At 67.9% G+C, this 16822-nt stretch carries 16 protein-coding genes and 1 pseudogene; 7 read left to right on the top strand and 10 right to left on the bottom strand.

Translation table 11 applies throughout. The annotated features are described in order from the left end of the window. Complete coding sequence (locus ACYVG2_RS07085; protein ID WP_460780325.1) at positions 1–1245, top strand: glycosyltransferase; 1245 nt, start codon at positions 1–3, stop codon at positions 1243–1245. A 45-nt stretch (positions 1246–1290) separates the two neighbouring features. Here ACYVG2_RS07085 and ACYVG2_RS07080 read toward each other — a convergent pair whose 3' ends face one another. The 3 genes from ACYVG2_RS07080 to fdxA are packed head-to-tail and all read right to left on the bottom strand — an operon-like array spanning position 1291 to position 2766. Next, positions 1291–1920: a superoxide dismutase gene (locus tag ACYVG2_RS07080; protein ID WP_460780324.1), complete on the bottom strand. Its 630-nt coding sequence runs from the start codon at positions 1918–1920 to the stop codon at positions 1291–1293. A 1-nt stretch (position 1921) separates the two neighbouring features. After that, complete coding sequence (locus tag ACYVG2_RS07075) at positions 1922–2443, bottom strand: flavin reductase family protein (protein WP_460780323.1); 522 nt, start codon at positions 2441–2443, stop codon at positions 1922–1924. After that, positions 2440–2766, bottom strand: a complete 327-nt coding sequence (fdxA, locus tag ACYVG2_RS07070; RefSeq protein WP_460780322.1) for a ferredoxin — start codon at positions 2764–2766, stop codon at positions 2440–2442. Before fdxA ends, ACYVG2_RS07075 begins: the two co-directional genes overlap by 4 nt. An 86-nt stretch (positions 2767–2852) precedes the next feature. Here fdxA and soxR point away from each other — a divergent pair, with 86 nt between their 5' ends. After that, positions 2853–3347 (top strand): redox-sensitive transcriptional activator SoxR, encoded by a 495-nt coding sequence (soxR, locus tag ACYVG2_RS07065; RefSeq protein ID WP_460780321.1) that lies wholly within the window; start codon positions 2853–2855, stop codon positions 3345–3347. Between the two features lies 1 nt (position 3348). Here soxR and ACYVG2_RS07060 read toward each other — a convergent pair whose 3' ends face one another. Continuing rightward, positions 3349–4872, bottom strand: a complete 1524-nt coding sequence (locus tag ACYVG2_RS07060; RefSeq protein ID WP_460780320.1) for a SulP family inorganic anion transporter — start codon at positions 4870–4872, stop codon at positions 3349–3351. 186 nt (positions 4873–5058) lie between these two features. Here ACYVG2_RS07060 and ACYVG2_RS07055 point away from each other — a divergent pair, with 186 nt between their 5' ends. The 5 genes from ACYVG2_RS07055 to ACYVG2_RS07035 all read left to right on the top strand — a co-directional run bounded on the left by ACYVG2_RS07055 (position 5059) and on the right by ACYVG2_RS07035 (position 8880). Next, positions 5059–5409 (top strand): MerR family transcriptional regulator, encoded by a 351-nt coding sequence (locus tag ACYVG2_RS07055; RefSeq protein ID WP_460780761.1) that lies wholly within the window; start codon positions 5059–5061, stop codon positions 5407–5409. Positions 5410–5521: 112 nt separating this feature from the next. Then, positions 5522–6217 carry a DUF2306 domain-containing protein gene (locus ACYVG2_RS07050; protein ID WP_460780319.1) on the top strand — a complete coding sequence of 232 codons (696 nt, stop codon included), beginning with the start codon at positions 5522–5524 and terminating at the stop codon, positions 6215–6217. 10 nt (positions 6218–6227) lie between these two features. Beyond that, positions 6228–7322, top strand: coding sequence for a sensor histidine kinase (locus ACYVG2_RS07045; protein WP_460780318.1), 1095 nt, complete (start codon positions 6228–6230; stop codon positions 7320–7322). Beyond that, positions 7319–7963: a response regulator gene (locus tag ACYVG2_RS07040; RefSeq protein ID WP_460780317.1), complete on the top strand. Its 645-nt coding sequence runs from the start codon at positions 7319–7321 to the stop codon at positions 7961–7963. Before ACYVG2_RS07045 ends, ACYVG2_RS07040 begins: the two co-directional genes overlap by 4 nt. 59 nt (positions 7964–8022) lie before the next feature. Continuing rightward, positions 8023–8880, top strand: coding sequence for an NAD(P)-dependent alcohol dehydrogenase (locus ACYVG2_RS07035; RefSeq protein ID WP_460780316.1), 858 nt, complete (start codon positions 8023–8025; stop codon positions 8878–8880). A 97-nt stretch (positions 8881–8977) separates the two neighbouring features. On the opposite strand, the gene ACYVG2_RS07030 is transcribed toward ACYVG2_RS07035, so the two are convergent. From ACYVG2_RS07030 to ACYVG2_RS07005, 6 genes and pseudogenes are all read right to left on the bottom strand, one after another. After that, entirely contained in the window at positions 8978–11218 is a 2241-nt protein-coding gene (locus tag ACYVG2_RS07030) for an exo-beta-d-1,3/1,6-glucosidase (protein ID WP_460780315.1), read from the bottom strand. Beyond that, positions 11218–12273, bottom strand: coding sequence for an ABC transporter permease (locus ACYVG2_RS07025; RefSeq protein ID WP_460780314.1), 1056 nt, complete (start codon positions 12271–12273; stop codon positions 11218–11220). Before ACYVG2_RS07025 ends, ACYVG2_RS07030 begins: the two co-directional genes overlap by 1 nt. 3 nt (positions 12274–12276) lie before the next feature. Beyond that, positions 12277–13368 (bottom strand): ABC transporter permease, encoded by a 1092-nt coding sequence (locus ACYVG2_RS07020; RefSeq protein ID WP_460780313.1) that lies wholly within the window; start codon positions 13366–13368, stop codon positions 12277–12279. Beyond that, positions 13365–14057: pseudogene (locus tag ACYVG2_RS07015) on the bottom strand (ABC transporter ATP-binding protein); the annotation flags it as partial. The pseudogene ACYVG2_RS07015 and the gene ACYVG2_RS07020, both read right to left, overlap by 4 nt. A 104-nt stretch (positions 14058–14161) precedes the next feature. Further along, positions 14162–14986, bottom strand: a complete 825-nt coding sequence (locus ACYVG2_RS07010) for an ABC transporter ATP-binding protein (protein WP_460780312.1) — start codon at positions 14984–14986, stop codon at positions 14162–14164. 91 nt (positions 14987–15077) lie between these two features. Continuing rightward, positions 15078–16748, bottom strand: a complete 1671-nt coding sequence (locus tag ACYVG2_RS07005; RefSeq protein ID WP_460780311.1) for an ABC transporter substrate-binding protein — start codon at positions 16746–16748, stop codon at positions 15078–15080. Positions 16749–16822: the final 74 nt, after the last annotated feature.

Here is a 16822-nt window from a genome sequence, read left to right as displayed (position 1 = left end):
ATGCGCGCACTGATCATCACCTTCGGAACCCGCGGCGACATCGAGCCGTACCTCGCGCTCGCCGAACGCCTCCGGCGCGAAGGCCACGACGCTGTGCTGTGCGCACCGGAAGCGTACCGACCCGAGGCCGTACAGGCCGGCGTCGGGTTCGCCCCAGCGGGCACGCGCATGCACGAACTCGTCCGGGGCGGCATGTCCACCGCATCCGGTCCGATCGACGTCGCGCGCGCGGCGCGGCAGATGACCGCCGCGATGCGCGACTCCCTCGTCGAACAGTGGATTGCCGCGCAGCGAGCCGAGCCGACGATCATCGTGTCGCATCCGAAGGCGCTCGGTGGGCTGCACATCGCCGAGCGGCTCGCGGTCCCTTTCGTGGCGTCCCTGCCTCTGCCGTTCCTGACTCCGACCGGGGCCTTTCCGATCCCGTTCATCACCGGCCACCACACGGAGCGCTGGAACCGGATGACGTACCAGTTCAATCGCTTCACGGCGATCGCCTACGGGGGCATGATCAATCGCTTCCGAAAGAAATACCTCGGTCTCACACGTGAGAGCCGGTTCAGCGACTACCTGCACCGCGACGGCGCATCCGTTCCCGTGCTGTACCCGGTCAGCCCGTCTGTGGTGCTCCGGCCGCCCGACTACCCGGACTCCGCACATCTGACGGGCTATTGGTTCCGCGATCAGGGATCGGCAGAGGCGCTCCCTGCTGATGTCTCGGACTTCCTCGACGGCGACGGTCCTGTCGTCTACGCCGGCTTCGGCAGCATGGGCTTCGGCAGGCACGCTGCTGATCGTGGCAGAGCGGTGCTGGATGCTGTCAGGACTGCCGGCGCTCGGGTCGTGATCGCGCGAGGGTGGGGTGGCCTGGAAGCGGAACAGGCTGAAGATGTTCTCGTCGTCGACGAGGTGCCGCACGATCTGCTGTTCCCGCGTATGTCCGCGGTCGTGCATCACGGTGGATCGGGCACGACCGCTGCAGGCCTGCGCGCCGGCCGACCGACGCTGATCTGCCCCGTGCTCGGCGACCAGCCGTTCTGGGGAGAGCGAGTGCACGCGCTCGGCACCGGTCCCGCGCCGCGGCCCCTGAAGAAGATGCGCGCCGATTCGCTCGAAGAACGGCTGACCGACCTGGTCGGCAATGCCGCTTACGCCGAACGCGCGGCGGTGGTCGGTGAACGGATCGCGAGCGAGGACGGCACCGGGACCGCGGTGCGGCTCCTGGAGGAGATCGAATCCCCGTGAGCGCGAGCGCCCTCGCCGATCGACGAGCGAGGACGCTCGGGCGTGTCAGCGCGCGGAGATGAGCCCCTGCGTCGCCGTCCGCGCCCTCTCGAACCGCTGCTGCACGTCGTCCCAGTTCAAGATCTCCCAGAACGCCTTGACGTAGTCGGCCCGGACGTTCAGGTAGTCGAGGTAGTACGCGTGCTCCCACACGTCGAGCTGCAGCAGGGGCGTGACACCCAGCGGTGCGTTCCCCTGCTGGTCGAAGAGCTGGAAGATCACGGGTCGCGCCCCGAGGCCGTCCCACGCGAGGACCGACCATCCAGAGCCCTGCACGCCGAGGGCGGTGGCCGTGAAGTGCGCACGGAACGCATCGATCGAGCCGAACGAGTCCTGCAGCGCCGCGGCGAGCTCGCCCTCCGGGGTGCCACCTCCGTCAGGTGACATGTTCTGCCAGAACACCGAATGGTTGACGTGGCCGCCGAGGTTGAACGCCAGATCCTTCTCGAGCTTGTTCACGTTCGCGAGGTCGCCGGCGTCGCGCGCTGCGGCGAGCTGCTCGAGCGCGGTGTTGGCACCGGTGACGTAGGCCTGGTGATGCTTGGAGTGATGCAGCTCCATGATCCTGCCGGAGATGTGCGGTTCGAGCGCCGCGTAGTCGTAGGGCAGTTCGGGGAGGGTGTAGGGAGCGGGCATGTCAGTTCCTTTCAGAGTGGATCGGCAGGGAGTGGAAGCGCTTGTCGAGGTAGACGAGAGGACGGCCGGCACCGCCGGCGATGATGTCGAGGACCTCGGCGATCACCACGGTCGATGAGCCGACCGGGATGGTGTGCAACGCCCGGCAGCGCAGCGCCGCTCTGGCGCTGGGCAGATGCGGTTCGCCTGAGCCGAGCGTGTCCCACCCCTGCTCGGGGGTGAACCGCTCGGCACCGCTGGTCGCGAAGGCCTGAGCGAGATCGGCGTGGTCGTCGTCGATGAGATGGACGACGAAGGTGTCGGCGCCGAGGAGGGCTCCGGCACTGCCCGTCGCACGGGTCACGGAGAACATGATCGCTGCCGGGTCGACCGCGACGGAGGCGACGCTGGATGCCGTGAGACCGACGGGTCCGGTCGGCGAGGCAGCGGTGATGATCGCGATGCCGGCCGGGTGAGTGCGGAATGCCGCTTTCAACCCCTCGCCCACTGCCGATGCGGTCGGATCACTGTGCGCCCCAGTCATTCGATCCCCTCCTGCGGGGGCAACGCGGCGATCAGCGGATGATCATGCGCGATCATCCCGAGCTTGGCGGCCCCGCCCGGGGAGCCGATGCCGTCGAAGAACTCGACGTTCGCCTTGTAGTAGTCCGCCCACTCCTCCGGCACGTCGTCTTCGTAGTAGATCGCCTCGACGGGGCACACCGGCTCGCATGCGCCGCAGTCGACGCACTCGTCGGGGTGGATGTAGAGCGAGCGCTCGCCCTCGTAGATGCAGTCGACCGGGCACTCGTCGATGCAGGCACGATCCTTGACGTCGACGCACGGCAGCGCGATCACATAGGTCATCGAGAATTCTTCCTCCGGGTCATGTCCTCCACGCTAAAACCTCAAGTACCCTTGAGGTCAAATCGACAACGGCGGGAGGAGCAGAGATGGCGACCGAAGAGGGCGCGGAATCACCGCACCACGTCCCCGACGAACTGCTCAGCATCGGCGAGATGAGCAGGCGAACCGGTGTCTCCGTGTCGGCGCTGCACTTCTACGAGAAGCTCGACCTCATCGCGTCGACGCGCACGCCGGGGAACCAGCGACGTTATCCGCGTCACATGCTCCGGCGGGTCTCCCTCATCACCGTCTCCAAGAGACTGGGCATCCCGCTCTCCGACGTGCAGGAGGCGTTCGCCGATGTGCCGCTCACGGCCACGCCGAGCCACGAGGACTGGCAGCGCGCGTCACGGCGGTGGAAGCGCGACCTGGAGCGACGACGCGAAGGGATCGAGCGTCTGGAGCGCGAACTGACGGGATGCATAGGCTGCGGGTGCCTGTCGATGAAGGCGTGCGGACTGCTCAACCCCGACGACGCCCTCGGCGCATCCGGAGTCGGGCCGCGCCGACTCGACGACGGCGACGGGCCGGACGCCGACTGAGTCAGTGCCCGGCGCCGAGCCCTCCACTGAGTCGTCCGTACATCCGGGTCGTGGCGTCGTTCATCCCCTCCAGGGTGACGCTCTTGCCGTGACGGGCGTACTTCGTCGTTATCGCGTCGAGTGCGGCGACGGTCGACGCATCCCACACGTGTGAACGCGACATGTCGATGACGATCCGCTCGGGGTCTTCCGCGTACTCGAACTGCGTCGTGAGGTCATTGCTGGAGGCGAAGAAGAGCTCGCCGTCGACCGTGTAGCGCACTGTCGGTACCTGCTCGTCCTTGTCGATACGACGCGTCACGCTGACGAAGTGTGCGACGCGTCGGGCGAACATCACCATCGCCGCGAGGACTCCGACACCCACGCCGACGGCGAGGTTGTGGGTCCATACCGTGATGACGACGGTGATGAGCATGACGAACGTCTCGCTCTTCGGCATCCGCTTGAGGGTCGCTGGTCGGATGCTGTGCCAGTCGAAGGTGAGCACCGACACGACGATCATGACGGCGACGAGCGCCGCCATCGGGATGATCGCTACGACGTCGCCGAGGACGAGGACGAGGATCAGCAGGAAGACGCCGGCCAGGAACGTCGAGATGCGGGTGCGCGCGCCGGAGGCCTTCACATTGATCATGGTCTGGCCGATCATCGCGCAGCCACCCATGCCGCCGAATGCGCCGGAGAGGACGTTGGCGATTCCCTGGCCGAAGGTCTCGCGGGTCTTGCGTGAGTGGGTGTCGGTGATGTCGTCGACGAGCTTCGCCGTCATGAGCGATTCGAGGATTCCGACCACGGCCATCGCGGCGGCGTACGGGAGGATGACAGCCAACGTCTCCCACGTCAGCGGGACGTTCGGGATGAACAACTCAGGCAGGCTCTGCGGCAGAGCACCTTGGTCGCCAACGGTGGGCACGTTGAGCCCGAAGACGACGGCAGCACCCGTGAGCAGAACGATCGCGACCAGCGGAGCGGGGACCACTCTGGTGATGCGCGGCATCAGGAACATGATGAGCAGTCCGACCACGACGAGCGGGTACACCATCCACGGCACGTCGATCAGCTGCGGGAATTGCGAGATGAAGATCAGGATCGCGAGCGCATTGACGAATCCCACCATGACGCTTCGCGGGATGAAGCGCATCAGCTTCGCGACTCCGAGCGCGGCGAGCACGACCTGGATCAGCCCGCCGAGCATCACGGTGGCGATGAAGTAGTCCATGCCGTACTCACGCGCGACCGGCGCGATGACCAGCGCGATCGCTCCGGTCGCAGCAGTGATCATCGCAGGGCGGCCGCCGAGGAAGGCGATCGCCACGGCCATGACGAACGATGAGAACAGTCCGACGCGTGGGTCGACGCCGGCGATGAGCGAGAATGCGATCGCCTCAGGGATCAGCGCGATCGCCACCACGAGCCCGGCAAGGACCTCGCGTGTGAGGAGGCGGGGGCTGCGCAGCGCCTGCCACACGGTCGGTTCGATGCGGTATCGCTCTTTGGGATCCTGAACGGGGATGACGTCGGTCATGGGCGCTCCAGAGGGTGCGGGGAGTGGACGGAGATGTTGCAGCGCACCGTTGCGCAGCTCCGACGGGGTCGTCGGGAGACAATGGGGAGTCGGTCCGCAGACTGCGGACGAGGAGACTCTACCGTAACGTGAGAGTTGCACGTAAATCTTCAGAACAGGGAGACCGCAGTGAACGACGCGAAGACCATGCACATCGGTGAAGTGGCCGAACGCACCTCGCTCTCGCTGCGCACACTCCGCCACTACGACGAGATCGGACTCGTCAACCCATCGGGGCGAACCGACGGCGGTTTCCGCCTTTACACCGATGACGATGTGCGCAGGCTGCTGCTGATCCGGCGCATGAAGCCACTCGGATATTCACTGGAGCAGATGGGCGACCTTCTGCGCGTGCTGGACGGAGCCGGACCCGGCGACGACCCGGAGGCGCTGACCGTGCTGCGTGACTTCCGCGTCGATGCAGCAGAACGCCGAGACAAGCTTGCGAGACAGCTCGAGATGGCAGACGAGTTCCTCGAGCAACTCGACCGCATCTGATACGCGAGAGGCTACGGCGGCGACTGCGGTCGGATCACCTCGGCGCGGCAGAGCGTTGACATCGGCCGATCGGCCGATGCGCCGGGCGGTCGGTCCCAGCGACGCTGGGTGCATGACCACTTCCCGTCTGAAGCTCCGCACACCGGCTCGCATCTCCTCTCCCTCACGTTCCGACCGTCGTGACGTCCTCATCGCGACCGGCTTGCTCCTGCTCGCGCTCATCCCGTCCGCAGCCGGCGCGTTCCGCGTCGGTGAGATCGCGAGCGGTGCACCGACCACCGCCGGCAACGCGCGCTTCATGGAGGTGCCTCTTCCTGTCGTGCTGCACATCATCGCGGCACTGGTATACGCCGGCATCGGCGCTTTCCAGTTCCTCCCGCGGCTACGATCCCGCCGCATCGGATGGCACCGCTTCGCAGGGCGATACCTGCTCGTACCGGCGGGGGCAACGGTCGCGCTGAGCGGCCTGTGGATGACCGCGTTCTACGATGTGCCGCCCATCGACGGCCTCGCGCTGCAGATCTCGCGCTACGTCGTCGGCATCCTCATGCTCGTCTTCCTCTGTCTGGGCGTGATGGCGGTGCTGCGCCGCGACATCGGCGCGCATCGAGGATGGATGATCCGCGCCTATGCGCTGGCGATGGGCGCCGGAACCCAGGTGCTCACCTCGGCACCGTTCGCGCTGCTGTTCGGCACGCCGGACGAGTTCTGGCGCCTCGTGCAGATGGACGCCGGGTGGATGATCAACATCGTCGTGGCCGAGCTGATCATCCGCCGTGGACGCCGGCCAGCCGAACGGGTCGCGTAGCATGCGTGGCGTGGACACCGTCAGCGATCTGCGCACGCCGCGGCGCCGCGACTTCGCCCTCGCGATCGCGCTCATCGCACTGGCGGTGGTCGAGGGCGCGATCCGCCACGACCTGCACTGGCCGATCGCCACGGTCGCCGTGACGGCGCTCCTCCTCTCCGGGCTCCCGTGGCGGCGTCGGCACCCGCTGGTCCTCGTGCTGGCCATGACCGCCCTGACGACCGGATTCGCCGTCGCGCAGGCATGGGCGGGATTGCCTCAGGCCGGCCTCGGCGCGATGTTCGCACTGCTGCTCGTCCCGTACGCGCTGCTGCGCTGGGGAACGCGCACCGAACGCATCATCGGCTCCGCGGCCCTCGCTGTCAGCGTGCTCGTCTCATCCGCGCTGGCGACGGGAACCGCGGCGGATCGACTGATCGGCGCGATCGTCGGATTGCTGTTCGTCGGCACTGCGTGCCTGATCGGTGCGTTGCGCCGCGAACGGGCCGCATCACGGGAGCGTGAGATCACGATGGCCCGCGCGCAGGAGCGTGATTCGCTCGCGCGCGATCTGCACGACACCGTCGCGCATCACGTCTCGGCGATCGCCATTCGGGCGCAGGCGGCGACGGCTCGCGGCGTCGATGCGACCGATACGGCCGCGTCGCTGGCCGCGATCGAGAAGGAGGCGAGCGCGGCGCTGGACGAGATGCGCGGCATCGTCCGCACGCTGCGCGAGCCCGTCGCGTACGTCCCGACCCGTGGGCTCGACGATGTGGCTGCTCTCGCGACGTCGGGACCGCCACGGGTGACGGTGCGAATCGACGTCACGCCCGCACCATCGGGAGTCGTCGCAGCGACGCTGTACCGCGTCGCGCAGGAAGGCGTCACCAATGCGAGAAGGCACGCGATCGGGGCCGGCAGCATCGACGTCGATGTGCGGTCCGAGAGCGGTGACGTGATCCTGACGGTCATCGACGACGGGCAGCCCGCCCCGACGGGCGACGGGTTCGGCCTGCGAGGGATGGCCGAGCGGCTCACTCTGCTGGGTGGCGAGCTGAATGCCGGTCCGAGCGATGCCGGCGGGTGGGCGCTGCGTGCGCGCGTCCCGCGGAGAGTGCCATGATCCGCGTGCTCATCGCCGACGATCAGGAGTCCGTGCGCACCGGACTGCGCCTGCTGCTGGAGACCCTCCCCGATGTCGAGGTCGTCGGCGACGCCTACGACGGCGTGAGCGCGGTGAGCGCGGCGAGAAGGCTGCGTCCCGACGTCGCGCTCGTCGACATCCGGATGCCGAAGTTGGACGGGCTCCAGGTGACGGAGTTGCTTGCGGGGCCCGACGTCGAGGATCCGATCGCGGTCGTGATCATCACGACCTTCGACCTGGACGAATACGTGCACGGCGCACTGCGTGCCGGCGCGAAGGGCTTCCTGCTCAAGGATGCCGGTGGGCCGCTGATCGGCGAAGCGATCCGGGCCGCGGCGAACGGCGAGTCGCTCGTGTCCCCGCGCGTGACGACGCGGCTGCTGTCGGCCTTCGCGAACCGCCGCCCCGTCGCTGCACCCGACGAAGCGCTCACAGCGCGCGAGGAGGAGGTGCTCGCGCTGCTGAGCTCCGGCCTCACGAACGACGAGATCGGCGAGCGGCTGTTCGTGTCGCTGGGCACCGTGAAGGCCCACATCGGCGCGATCCTCGCGAAGCTGAAGGTGCGCAACCGCGTCGAGGCGGCGATGTGGGCCTACGACACCGGAAGAGCTCGGGAATGAAGGCGGTGGTGTGCCCGGCATACGGCGCCCCAGAGGTGCTGTCCATCCGGGATGTGCCGATGCCCGAGCCACGTCACGGCGAGGCGCGTATCCGCGTGGTCGCGACCACGGCGCATGTGGGCGATGCGCGTATCCGACGTGCCGATCCGTTCGCGGCGCGCTTCGCATTCGGGCTGTTCCGCCCGAGACCAGACCTGATCCTCGGGCTGGAGCTCGCCGGTGTCGTAGATGCTGTCGGATCCGCTGTCACGACGTTCGTACCCGGTGACGAGGTGATGGCCTTCTGCGGGTTCGGTTTCGGCGGCAACGCCGAGTACAGGTGCCTCCCCGTCGCAGCCGGCAACGCCCAGCGTCTCGGCGCGATCGTGCGCAAACCCGCGTCGCTGAGCTTCGAGGAAGCCGCAGCCTTCCCTGCCGGTGCGCTGACCGCCCACAAGAATCTGCAGAAGGCCCGACTCCGTGCGGGGCAAAGCATCCTGATCAACGGTGCCTCGGGGAGCTTGGGCACCTATGCGATCCAGATCGCGAAGCACCTCGGTACCGAGGTGACGGCGGTGTGCAGCTCACGCAATCGCGAACTCGTCGAGGACCTCGGAGCGGATGCCGTGATCGACTACCAGTCCGAGGACTTCACCCGACTCGGTCCGCGGTTCGATGTGGTCTACGACGCAGTGGCACTGTCATCGCGGCGTGCATGCCGAGGGTTGCTTCGCCCGGGCGGAGTGCACGTGCGCAACACCGGGTTGTCCCCGATCACGCGCGACGACCTGCAGCGTCTCGCTGACCTCGCCGGCACTGGGGTGCTGCGCCCGGTGATCGACCGCACCTTCTCTCTCGAGCAGGTCGTCGAGGCGCACCGCTACGTCGACACCGGCCGCAAGCGCGGCAACGTCGTCCTGACCGCCCCCACCGCCTGACGGCGACGCCCCCTCTCGTCGTCCACGCCCCCTCGGGTGTGCGCAGGGCGGGAGGGGCGTCGGCGACGGAAGGGGGCTCGGCGATGGAAGGCGCGCGTCACGCGACCGTGAACACTGCGTTCAGCAGCACCTCGTCGCGCGAGCTCGGGCCCACCAGCAGGGTGAACTCACCCGCCTCGACGACGCGGTCGCCAGCGGCATCCACGATCGTGCAGTCCGCGACGGGCAACTCCAGGCGCACGCGCGCACTCTCGCCCGGCGCCAGCGCCACCTTGCGGAAGGCCTTGAGCTCCTTGTCGGCCCAGCTCACGCTCGTCACCTGATCGCGCACGTACACCTGCACGGTCTCGAGCGCCGGCCGCTCTCCCGTGTTCGTCACGGTGACGTCGGCGACGATCGTGCCGGATGCTGCGAGCGCAGGATCGGCCAGCACGAGGTCGCTGTACTCGACCGTCGTGTACGAGAGCCCCTCGCCGAACGCCCACGCGGGCGACTGCGTGAGGTCGGCGTAGCGGTCGCCGTGCTGTCCGCGGAGCTGGTTGTAATAGGTCGGCTGCTGGCCGGCGTGCCGTGCGAACGAGATCGGCAGGCGGCCGGTGGGCTCGATCTGACCGGTCAGCAGCTCGGCGATCGCGCGCCCACCCTGCATCCCCGGATTCGCCACCCACAGCACCGCGGCGGCCTTGGAGACGGATGCCGGCAGCACCAGCGGCTTCGACGCCATGAGCACCACGACGACGGGCGTGCCCGTCCCGATCACGGCGTCGAGCAGGGCGTTCTGCCCGCCGATGAGCTCGAGAGTCGCCGTGGAGCGGCCCTCGCCGTACAGCCCCTGCGCATCGCCGACCACGGCGACGCACACGTCGGCCGCCTTCGCCGCGGCGACCGCCTCGGCGATCTGCGCGGCATCCGGTGCACACGGCTTCACGACCGGCGGGCGTGGCTGCCCGTCGGGCCAGGTCGCACCGGCGGGGTCGGGCTCGAGTGTGAGGATGTCCGCGCCGCGCACGTGCAGGACCTCCCAGGGCGCGATCTCGCGCAGCCCGTCGAGCACGGTGGTGATCATCTCGCGCGGCTGCCCGTCGAGCCATCCGGCCTGCCCCGAACCGCCGGCCCAGTCGCCGAGCTGTTCCTGCGCATCGTCCGCGAGCGGCCCGACGACCGCGACGCGCGCGATCGAGGTTTGCCGTAGAGGTAGTGTCCCGTCGTTCTCGAGCAGCACGAGCGAACGTCGCGCGACCTCCAGGTTGAGGTCCGCGTGCTCCACCGTTCCGACGATCTGCTCGAGCCCGTCCAGCGGGGTCCGCGGGTCCTCGAACAGTCCGAGCTCGAACTTCAGCGTGAGGATCCGCTCGACGGCGGCATCGAAGGCGTCTTCTTCGAGCAGGCCCTGCGCGACAGCATCCAGAGCGCCCTCGAAGAAGGTGGGCGTCGTCATGATCATGTCGTTGCCAGCCTTCACGGCGGCCGCTGCCGCATGCATGACATCGGGCTGCACCCGCTGCTCCCACACCATCCGGCCGACGTTGTCCCAGTCGGTGATCAGCGTGCCGGTGTAGCCCCACTCGCCGCGCAGCACGTCGCTGAGCAACCAGTCGTTGAGGGTGATCGGCACGCCGTCCATGCTCTGATAACCCAGCATGAACGAGCGGCACCCTTCGCGGGCGACGCGCTCGAACGGCGGCAGGAACCACGACCGCAGCTTGCGCCGCGAGATGTCGGCCTCGCTGGCGTCACGCCCGCCCTGGGTCTCGGAGTACCCGGCGAAGTGCTTGGCCGTCGCGAGGATCGCCGTCGGATCGTCCAACCCCTCGCCCTGGTAGCCGCGGACCATCGCCGACGCGAGTTCTCCGAGCAGGAACGGATCCTCGCCGAACGTCTCGTTGACACGCCCCCAGCGAAGATCGCGGGCGATGCAGAGCACCGGCGAGAACGTCCAGTGGATACCGGTCGCCGCGACCTCGACGGCTGTCGCGCGGGCGACCTTCTCCAGCAGGGACGCATCCCACGAAGCCGCCATGCCCAGCTGGGTCGGATAGATGGTCGCGCCTGGCCAGAACGAGTGACCGTGGATGCAGTCCTCACCGACGAGGAGGGGGATCTGCAGGCGCGTCTGCAGCGTCAACTCGCGCGCCGCGACGATCCGCTCCGGCGAGGTGTGCAGGATCGATCCGACCATGCGCCGGAGCACGTGGTCGTCGAGATCGTCGCGCGCATCGAGCTGCAGCATCTGTCCGATCTTCTCCTCGAGCGTCATGCGCCCGAGGAGGTCGGCGACGCGGTCGGAGACGGCCAGATCGGGGTTCAGGTACGGGAGGGTGAGGGTCTCGGAGGTCATCACTTCTTGGTCTCTGCGGTCGCAGCGGCCGCGTCGGTGGTGCGCACGGCCGTGACCGCGTCGTTCACGTTCAGGCCCTTCTTCTTCATCGCACGCGCCCGCTCGCCGGCGGAGCGCAGGCGCGGGTTGACGTACTCGTCGATGCCGAAGTTGATCAATGACAGAGCGACGCCGATCGCAGCGATGCACAGTCCAGGCGGCAGGTACCACCACCACTGGTTCTGGCCGAACGCCCCCTGGGCGGAGGCCCAGTTGAGGATCGTTCCCCAGTTGTACGTGGTCACGGGGATCACGCCGATGTACGACAGCGTCGTGAGGCCGAGGATCGCGGCGGTCACCGTGCCGACGAAGCTCGCGGCGATCAGCGCCATGAGGTTCGGCAGCATCTCGACCGTGATGATGCGGCGCAGGGGCTCGCCGTTGGCCTTCGCGGCCTGCACGAAGTCGCGGTTGCGCAACGACATGGTCTGCGCGCGCAGCACTCGCGCGCCCCACGCCCACCCCGTGAGGCCCAGCACGGCGGCGATCAGCACCAGGGGCGGGTCCTCGAACATCGCGGCGACGATGATGATGAGCGGCAGCCCAGGGATCACCAGGAACACGTTGGTCAGCGCCGACAGCGCCTCGCTCTTCCATCCGGACAGGTACCCGGCGATCACGCCCACGGTGATGGCGATCACCGTGGCGATCAGCGCGGCGAGGAATCCGACGACGATGACGCCGCGGGTGCCGTGGATGACCTGGCTCAGCACGTCCTCCCCGATGTGGGTGGTGCCCAGCCAATGCGCCGCGGACGGCGGCTGCAGACGCGCCGAGTTGTCGATCTCCGTGGGCGAGAACGGCGCCAGCACGTCGGCGAAGATCGCGACCAGCACGAAGAATGCGAGGATCGCGAGACCTGCGATGGACTTGCCGTTGCGGAACATCGCGAACGCCGAGGCGAGCTTCGCCCAGAAGCTCTGGCGCTCGCCCCCGGTGCCGGTACCGCTGGTGCGGATGAGGAACGTGTCGGGAGCGCTCGCCTGGCGCCGGCCGGCCTTCTCTGTCGTGGTCATGGCTCAGGCCTCCGTCTGGCGCGTGCGCGGGTCGAGGAATGCGTAGGCGATGTCCGCGAGGATGTTCGCGACCAGCACCGAGAGGGTGATGACCAGGAAGACGCCCTGCATGAGCGCGTAGTCCTTCGCATTCGTGGCATCCAGCAGCAGTTTGCCGACGCCCGGGTAGCTGAAGACCATCTCCATCACGATCGTGCCGCCGACGATGAAACCGATCGACAGTGCGAAGCTCTGGATCTGCGGCAGAACGGCGTTGCGAGCGGCGTAACGCCACAGCACGCGCTGGTTGGGCATGCCCTTCGCCTGCGCGACGGTGATGTAGTCCTCATCGAGCACGGTGAGCATCATGTTGCGCATGCCCAGCATCCATCCGCCGAGAGAGGCGATCACGATCGTCGCGGCAGGCAGCGTGCCGTGCACGATGACCTGACCGATGAACTCGAGGTTCCAGCCGGGCACCATCCCGACGCCGTACGCCTTGCCGATCGGGAACCAGCCGAGGTTGACCGAGAACACCGCGATCGCGAGGAGGCCGAGCCAGAAGTAGGGAATGGTGCTGAGGAAGGTGGTGATCGGGATCAGCGCCTCGAGCCTGCTGCCCCTGCGCCATCCGATCACCGCACCGCCGATCGTGCCGATCGCGAAGGACACGATCGTCGCGAAGCCGACCAATCCGATCGTCCACGGCAGTGCCTGGCTGACGACCTCCGTGACCGGCCGCAGGCCGTGCAGCAGGGATACGCCCAGATCGCCCCGCAGCAGCAGAGCCCAGTAGTCGAGGTACTGCTGGAAGAGCGTCTTGTCGGTGTCGAGCCCGAGCAACGAGCGCAGCGCGTCGGCCGCCTCGGGAGAGACGTTGCGGTTGCGCGAGAGGTACTGGCTCACCGCGTCGCCCTTCATCATCCGCGGCAGGAAGAAGTTGATCGTGAGCGCGGCCCACAGGGTGAAGATGTAGAACGCCGCACGCCCACCGAGGAAGCGCCACGGTATGCGGGAGCGACCGGCGACGACCTTGGTCGCGGTCGTGCCGACCTCGACGGCGTCGACGGACGACCGCTCGTCGGTGGTGGGCATCTGGGGTTCGACGGCGGTCATCGTGCACCTCCACGGGTGTCGGCGAAGAATCGCTCAGGGTCGGGGGATGCTGCGCGCAGCTCCTGCGTGTACGGGTCCTGCGGCCGCAGGATGACGTCGTCGGCGGGCCCGTGCTCGACGATCCTGCCCTGGTTGAGCACCATGATCTCGTCGCTGAAGTGGCGGGCCGTCGCGAGGTCGTGCGTGATGTAGAGCACGCCCAGCCCTTCCTCGCGCTGCAGGTCGGCGAGCAGGTTGAGCACGCCGAGGCGGATCGAGACGTCGAGCATCGAGACGGGCTCGTCGGCGACGAGGATCTTCGGCCGCGAGGCGAGCGCACGTGCGATCGCGACGCGCTGGCGCTGCCCGCCGGAGAGCTCGTGCGGACGGCGATCGATCACGGCATCCGGAACCAGTCGCACCCGCTCGAGGAGCCGGCGCACCTCGGCCTCGGTCTCGCTCTTCGGCACCACGGCATCCAGGCGCAGAGGGCGCTCGAGGTGGTAGCGGATCGAGTGGTACGGGTTGAGTGAGGCGAACGGGTCCTGGAACACCATCCGCAGCTGTTGCCGGTAGGTGCGAAGCCCTCGTCCTCGGCGCGGGATCGGCGTGCCGTCGAGGAGCACCTCGCCGCTCGTGGGCGTCTCGAGCTGGGTGAGGATCTTCGCGATCGTCGACTTGCCGCTGCCGGACTGGCCGACCAGGCCGATCGTCCGACCCGAGGTGAGCGTGAAGCTCACGTCGTCGAGCGCCTTGAGCTGTCCGGCCCCGCGCACGTTGTAGACCTTGGTGACGCTCTTCACTTCGAGAGTGCTCATCGCACCACCACCCCCTTCTCGCCGGTCAGTCTCGGGAACGAGGAGAGCAGCGTCTTCGTGTACTCGTCCTGCGGGGCGTTCCAGATCCGCTCTGCGGTGCCGATCTCGACGATCTCGCCCTCGCGCATGATGGCGATGCGATCGCTGATCTCGAGCAGCAGCGGGAGGTCATGGGTGATGAAGATCACCGAGAACCCGAACTCCTCGCGCAGCTGCGAGATCTGGCGGAGGATCTCGCGCTGCACGAGCACGTCCAGCGCCGTCGTCGGCTCGTCCATGACCATGAGCTGCGGACGCAGCGCGAGCGCCATCGCGATCATCACGCGCTGGCGCATGCCGCCCGACAGCTCGTGCGGGAACGAGCGTGCGCGCTGCGCGCCGACCTTGACGATCTCGAGCAGCTCGGCGACCGCTTCGCGCCGCTGCTTCCTGCTCATGCCCGGACGGTGCACTTCGAACACGTCCTCGAGCTGCGCGCCGATCGTGGCGACGGGATTCAGAGCGTTCATCGCCCCCTGGAACACCATCGAGATCTTGTCCCAGCGGAAGCGGCGCATCTGCTCGGCGCCGAGCGCGCTGACGTCGATGTCGTCGCCGTCCGCGTCGTGGAAGGTGACGGATCCGCTCGTGATCACCGCCGGTGCCTTGAGCAGACGCTGCACGCCGTACGCGAGGGTGGTCTTGCCGCAGCCGCTCTCGCCGGCGAGTCCGAGGATCTCGCCGCGCTGCAGTTCGAGGGTGACGTTCTTGACCGCCGCGACGGGCGGATCGACGTCGTACACGACCGAGAAGTCTCGGACGGTCAGCAGGGGGTCTGGCATGGGTATCGCTTTCGTGCGGGGAACGGATGCCGGGCGTGGTGCTGCCGAGCCCGTCGACGCATGCATCGACGGGCTCAGCATCCGCGCGTTCTTACTTCGCCTCGAGCTTCGTCAGGATCTGCACGATGCCCGGCTGGGTCGGGTCGGCCGACGCGTACTGGTCGTCCTCGCTCGGCCATCCGACGTAGTTGCGGGTGTTGAACTCGCCCAGCAGCGGATGCGCGCCGAGCGGGATGGCCGGCACGTTCTCGGCGAAGGCGGTCTGCAGCACCGCCGAGGCCGCAGCGCGCTCCTCATCGGAGGAGGCGTTGGCGTAGGTGTTCAGCGCCTCGGTGACCGCGGGGTCCTCGAAGCGGCCGAAGTTGTACTGCGCCTTGTCGTCGACGATCCACTTCGGATCCATGGTCGAGGTGTACAGGCCGTACACGTTTCCGGTGTCCTCGAGCCAGTGGATGATCGCCTGGAAGGTGCCCTCCTGGCGGGCGGCGTCCCAGCCGCCCCAGTCGGGCTGGTCGACCTTGACCTCGATGCCGAGGTTGTCGCCGAGCTCTTCTGCGAGCAGCGCCTGCTCGGTGTTCCAGTCGCTCCATCCGGCGGGAACCGAGACCGAGAACGACACGGCTTCGCCGTCGGGGTCGATGAGCTTGTCGCTCTTCCAGGTGTAGCCGGCGTCCGTGAGGATCTGCTTCGCCTTGTCGACGTCGACCGAGTACTCGGCATCCTGGTACTCGGGGATGATCTCGTCCGCGAGCAGCGTTCCGAGCCCGGTGACGTTCCACACCGCCTCACTCGCGCCCTCGCGGGCGATGTCGACGTACGCGTCGCGATCGATGGTCCAGGCCAGGGCCTGGCGCAGCGCCGGGTCGTTGAACGGCTTGGTCTGCAGGTTCATGAACAGCGTGCCCGCGCCGGCGGTGGGCGAGACGAGGAACTGGTTGTCGGGGTCGACCGACAGATAGCTCTCCTCGATCTGCGGCAGGAACGCCTGGGCCCAGTCGGCCTCGCCCGATGCGAGCGCGGTGGTGAGGGCGGCGTTGTCGCCGTAGGAGACGTAGTGCAGCTCTGGCACCGAGAGCTCGCCGCCCCAGTAGTCCTCGTTCGCGGTCAGGGTGACCGATTCGGTCGTCCAGCTGGAGAGCGCGTAAGGGCCGGTGCCGACGGCGAGGCCGTCGGCCGTGAGCGGGTCGGTGTTGGGGTCGGCGATGTTCTCCCAGATGTGCTGCGGCACGATCGGAGTGTGCAGCACGCGCGACTGGGCGGTGAACTTCGAGTCACCGAACTTCAGCGTGACCTTGTCGCCGTCGACCGTCGCACCCTGGTAGTTCAGACCCGAGGAGTCGGTGAGCTTGCCGCTGAGGAACTGGTCGAATGTGAAGACGATGTCGTCTGCCGTGAACGGCTCGCCGTCGCTCCAGTTGACGTCGCCGCGGGGGACGACGGTGAGCTCGGTGTAGTCGTCGTTCCACTCGACCGACTCCGCGAGCCACGGTGTGGTGCCGAGGTCGCCGGTCGGGTTCACGAGCGCGAGCGGCTCGAAGATGACCTTCGCGTAGCCGTACTTCGATGCGGCCGAGTCGCCGAGGTAGGGGTTGTGCGACTCGGTGGTGATCGCCCCGTCGGGCTTGGCGATCGTGAGTGCGGCGGTGGACGAGCCGGAGTCCGCACCCCCGCCGTCGTCTGAGGCCGGCGAGCATCCGGCGAGCACGCCGATGCTGAGGGTCGCGATCGCGCCGATCGCGATCAGAGATCTGCTGAGCTTCATTGCTTCTCCTTGGACACGGGTCATTGTGCAGGTGTGGCACGCGTCGGTGTGACGCTTTAGCTTACTCATGAGAA

This window comes from Microbacterium shaanxiense (genome assembly GCF_054779995.1).
Note: the sequence above shows the minus strand (reverse complement) of the source record. Positions and strands in the feature narration are given on the sequence as shown.

Bases quoted from the DNA above. Each gene is read 5' to 3' on its own strand.
- ACYVG2_RS07060 (WP_460780320.1), bottom strand. From the start codon at position 4,872: ATGACCGACGTCATCCCCGTTCAGGATCCCAAAGAGCGATACCGCATC.
- ACYVG2_RS07075 (WP_460780323.1), bottom strand. From the start codon at position 2,443: ATGACTGGGGCGCACAGTGATCCGACCGCATCGGCAGTGGGCGAGGGG.
- ACYVG2_RS07050 (WP_460780319.1), top strand. From the start codon at position 5,522: ATGACCACTTCCCGTCTGAAGCTCCGCACACCGGCTCGCATCTCCTCT.
- ACYVG2_RS07035 (WP_460780316.1), top strand. From the start codon at position 8,023: ATGCCCGAGCCACGTCACGGCGAGGCGCGTATCCGCGTGGTCGCGACC.
- ACYVG2_RS07040 (WP_460780317.1), top strand. From the start codon at position 7,319: ATGATCCGCGTGCTCATCGCCGACGATCAGGAGTCCGTGCGCACCGGA.
- ACYVG2_RS07010 (WP_460780312.1), bottom strand. From the start codon at position 14,986: ATGCCAGACCCCCTGCTGACCGTCCGAGACTTCTCGGTCGTGTACGAC.
- fdxA (WP_460780322.1), bottom strand. From the start codon at position 2,766: ATGACCTATGTGATCGCGCTGCCGTGCGTCGACGTCAAGGATCGTGCC.
- ACYVG2_RS07020 (WP_460780313.1), bottom strand. From the start codon at position 13,368: ATGACCGCCGTCGAACCCCAGATGCCCACCACCGACGAGCGGTCGTCC.
- ACYVG2_RS07030 (WP_460780315.1), bottom strand. From the start codon at position 11,218: ATGACCTCCGAGACCCTCACCCTCCCGTACCTGAACCCCGATCTGGCC.
- ACYVG2_RS07085 (WP_460780325.1), top strand. From the start codon at position 1: ATGCGCGCACTGATCATCACCTTCGGAACCCGCGGCGACATCGAGCCG.
- ACYVG2_RS07055 (WP_460780761.1), top strand. From the start codon at position 5,059: ATGCACATCGGTGAAGTGGCCGAACGCACCTCGCTCTCGCTGCGCACA.
- ACYVG2_RS07080 (WP_460780324.1), bottom strand. From the start codon at position 1,920: ATGCCCGCTCCCTACACCCTCCCCGAACTGCCCTACGACTACGCGGCG.
- soxR (WP_460780321.1), top strand. From the start codon at position 2,853: ATGGCGACCGAAGAGGGCGCGGAATCACCGCACCACGTCCCCGACGAA.
- ACYVG2_RS07025 (WP_460780314.1), bottom strand. From the start codon at position 12,273: ATGACCACGACAGAGAAGGCCGGCCGGCGCCAGGCGAGCGCTCCCGAC.
- ACYVG2_RS07005 (WP_460780311.1), bottom strand. From the start codon at position 16,748: ATGAAGCTCAGCAGATCTCTGATCGCGATCGGCGCGATCGCGACCCTC.